At 56.8% G+C, this 4,017-nt stretch carries 1 protein-coding gene; it reads left to right on the forward strand.

What is annotated here, in order from left to right:
- On the forward strand, window positions 1-4,017 hold a 4,017-nt coding region (locus AC1D1X_RS17460), incomplete at both ends, for a pilus assembly protein (RefSeq protein ID WP_477698758.1).

Raw genomic sequence — 4,017 nt, forward strand, 5'->3', positions numbered from 1 at the left:
GTTCAATACCAACACAACAGGCAACGGCGATTCACACACCAACGCCAACCCGCCCTTGATGCGAATCGCCAAGGGCGACTACCAGCTCTGGAATGCCAATGAGCGGTGGCAGTGCCATTGGAGTGGAGAAAAATCCGCCTCCAACGGCAATAACGTAGGCGTTACGGGACTGGGCTCCGGCTCCAGCAATCCCACAAAGGGCACCCAGGGGGTCGTCATTGGCGCCACTGGCCCTGACTTTATCGTGCGGGTCGAGGTTTGCGCATCGGCGCTGCTGGGTACAGAAAATTGCAGGCAATATCCGTCCGCGAATTTCAAGCCAATCGGCTTGTTGCATGAGTACGGGGAAGGCAACCTTGCCGAATTCGGGCTGATGACCGGCTCCTTTGCCAAAAATATCAGCGGCGGCGTCCTTCGAAGTAATTTGCAGTCGTTCCAAAATGAAGTGAACTACACCACCGATGGCACGTATACCTCCGCGCAGGGCATCGTTTACACCATCAACAAGCTGCGCGTTTACGGATATCGCTATAGCGACGGCACCTACATTGGTGACGGCAACTGTACTTTCCAGCTGACCTCGCTAACGGACAACCAGTGCACCAGCTGGGGCAACCCCATGGGTGAGATGTTCACCGAAACGCTGCGCTATCTTGGCGGCCTGTCGCCAAGCGGCACTTATGACTACACACAAACCGGCTCGAAAGATGCYGCCATGGGCCTGCCCAAACCGGCATGGGTTGACCCGGTGAACCGGGCTAATGCCGCCGCCAAAACAGCGGCCGATGCCATTTTCGGCCAGGGCCAGTGCCGCGCCATCAATGCCATTAACTTCAATGCCAGCGTGACGTCTTATGACAACAACACCAGCACTCAATGGAGTCCTTTCGCCACATTGCCGGGCAGCCCAAGCCTGGTCAACATGATCAATGTGATTGGTACGGATGAAGGAATTCATGGCAACAAGTTTTTCATCGGAAACAATGGCACCACAAACGATGGAACCTGTACCGGCAAGACAGTTTCCACGCTGGCTGCGGTAGATGGTCTGTGTCCTGACGCCCCAACGTATGCGGGCTCGTATGCGCTGTCTGGTGCTGCCTATTGGGCCAGAACCAACGCCGTGCGGACGCCGACGGCCGCGCAACTGATCGCCAACCCGGATGCGTTCAAGGTCAAAAGCTTTTCAGTTGCGCTGTCTCCCGGTAAACCGCGTATTGAAGTCCCCCACCCGACGATCGCAGGCCGAAAAATCATCATTCAACCCTCCTACCAGCTGGTTGCGGGCGGCACGGTTGGTGGCGGTACCCTCGTTGACTTCCGCGTAGTGGGCACGCCGACTGCCACGTCAGGGAAATTCCTGATCATCTGGGAAGACTCTGAACAAGGTGGTGACTATGACAGCGATGCCTCCGGTATCCTGCGGTACGAGGTCATAGGCACCAAGTTGTATGTGTACACCCGGGTTTTCAACGCCGCGTCGGTGAACCCCCAGGGCTTTGGCTACACCATATCCGGCAGCACCAAAGACGGCGCGCACTTCCATTCCGGTATCTATACCTACAGTTTCACAGACAGCACYACGCTGACCGTGAAGAAGGCTGACGGTACAGTGCACCCCAATATCAATACATCGGGCGGCTGCAACAATTGCGAAGTGAACCAGGAAGAGAGCCGCGCTGAATATGATTTTGGGACGGCAACCGCTGCTCAGCTTCAGGATCCGCTTTGGCTTGCAGCGAAATGGGGCGGGTTCAGTAAAAATGAAAATGTCACCGTACCACCGTCTGATCCGAAAATTTACTTCGAAAAACCCACCACCGACAAGGCCAACTGGGATGTGAAGAAGCTGGATGGTACGCCTGGCGCAGATGGCTACCCGGATAACTATTTCCTGGCAATTCGCCCCAGCGAGCTGGAAAAAGCCTTGCGCGCCGCCTTCAGTGCGATTGTGGGCGCTTCCAACACGGCGCCTGCACTTGCCGCTTCGCAGCTCACGACTGGCAGCCTGAAATATCTGGCCAGCTTTGACGGCGACGACGGCCATGGCGAAGTGCTGTCATTTATCGTCAAGCCTGACGGTGACTTTGATATTCGCCTCAAGAGCGACGGCACGCTGGACCGCAGCTATTACTACTGGGATGGCCATACCAAATTGACGGCGTCCACTTCGCGGCAGATCATTACCAATGTCGGGAACTCGACCGGCACGCCATTTACCTGGGCAGCCTTGTCGAATGCCGTTAAAACGACTGCGGTGGGCGGCACAGATGCAACGGCCCAGGCCAAGCTCAACTGGCTTCGGGGCAGCCGCGTTGACGAAACCCCGACAGGTCTCCGGTTCCGAAAACGCAATACCAATTCCATCATGGGGCCTGTCGTCAACTCCAACCCCGTGGTGACCTCGAAGCCCAACGCAGACTATTTCGGAACCCTTTTCCCAGGCTACGGTACGTTTGTCACAGCCCAAAAAGACCGCAAGAGCATTCTCTGGATCGGTGCAGGCGATGGCATGCTGCACGGCTTCAACGCTTCCGCAGTCGTATCGGAAGGCGGCACACCCATCGTTTCGTACGTGCCACAACTTGTTCATTCCCGCCTGCAGAACTGGGTAGACCCCGCTGGCGAAAAAGTCCAGTCATTTATGGATGGAACGCCCTACTCCGCGGACGTATTGCTGGGATCCACGATCACCAATGCCGCAGCGCCYGGCTATGACGCCTTGGTCCCTGCAGCCGCCTGGAAAACCTATCTGTTTGGGTCTTTGGGACGCGGCGCCAAGGGTGTGTTTGCTCTTGACGTAACGGATCCGGATACCTTGACAGAAGCAAATGCAGCGAACGTCTTCAAGTGGCAATTCTCCGAAGCAGACGACAGCAGTGGCGACCTTGGATACAACCTGGCGCAAATGGGCACCACGAATCGTTCAAGTCGACAAGCCGGCGCTGTTGCCAAGATGAACAATGGCAAATTTGCGACGATTGTTCCTAACGGCGTCAACAGCACGAACGGATCGGCGGCGCTCTATATCCTGTTTGCAAATGGCCCGTATAGCGGTGTCTGGACGCCCGGCGTGAATTACGTCAAGCTGGTGGCCGCCGCCGGGCCCAGCAATGGGTTGTCGCAAGCTACCTGGGTGGACACGAACAATGATGGGGTCGCCGACGTCATCTATGCGGGTGACCTCAAGGGCAACCTGTGGAAGTTCGACGTTTCAAGCCCCAACCCAGCGCTTTGGAAGGTTGCTTATGCCAATACGGATGGCACCAACAAACGGCCATTGTTCATCGCCAAGCCTACAGATGCATCGGTGAACCGCCTGCCCATCACCTCTGCACCAGAGTATCGGTTCCATCCATTGGGCGGCGTGGTGGTTAATTTCGCAACCGGCAAGTCCATTGTCAGTTCCGACTTCCCTGACGGCTCCGGCAACGTTAATGGGATTTTTGGCATCTGGGATAAACCCATCTATTCCAGCGCCGCCTACATTGCGGATCCGTCGCTGCTCGACAATACGACGACCGGCCTTCCCCGCCTGCGGACGCAGCTGGCAGCCCGCACATTCGTACGCATTACTGTGGATGACGCGGACCCCACCAATGGCATTCTGGGCCAAGGCTATGTGACTGGCGCAGCCATGGACTGGACGAACAACAAGGGTTGGTACATCAATCTGCCGGACACCTCGGAAATGGTGGTGAGTAACCCGACCATGAGCCAAGGCCTRCTGGCAACGGTATCCATCGCACCGTCCGCCACCAGCAGCAACATCTGCTTTAGCGGGCCCGCTGCTTACATCACCTTTGTAGACCCCATCACGGGCTTGCTGAACACGGGGCTCTTTGGCACGATCACGATTGGCGGTGTCGTTTATAACGTCGCGTCCGTCAAGATCATCGACCAACGTGTCACCGTCTCCGGGGATTCAACCGGTACCGCATGTGCCTCGGGGGAACTCAATTGCACAGCTGTCGTTGGTGATCGCACCAGATTGCAGGGCAAGGGAGACAACACGAA

Source organism: Polaromonas sp. P1_G4 (genome assembly GCF_056405475.1).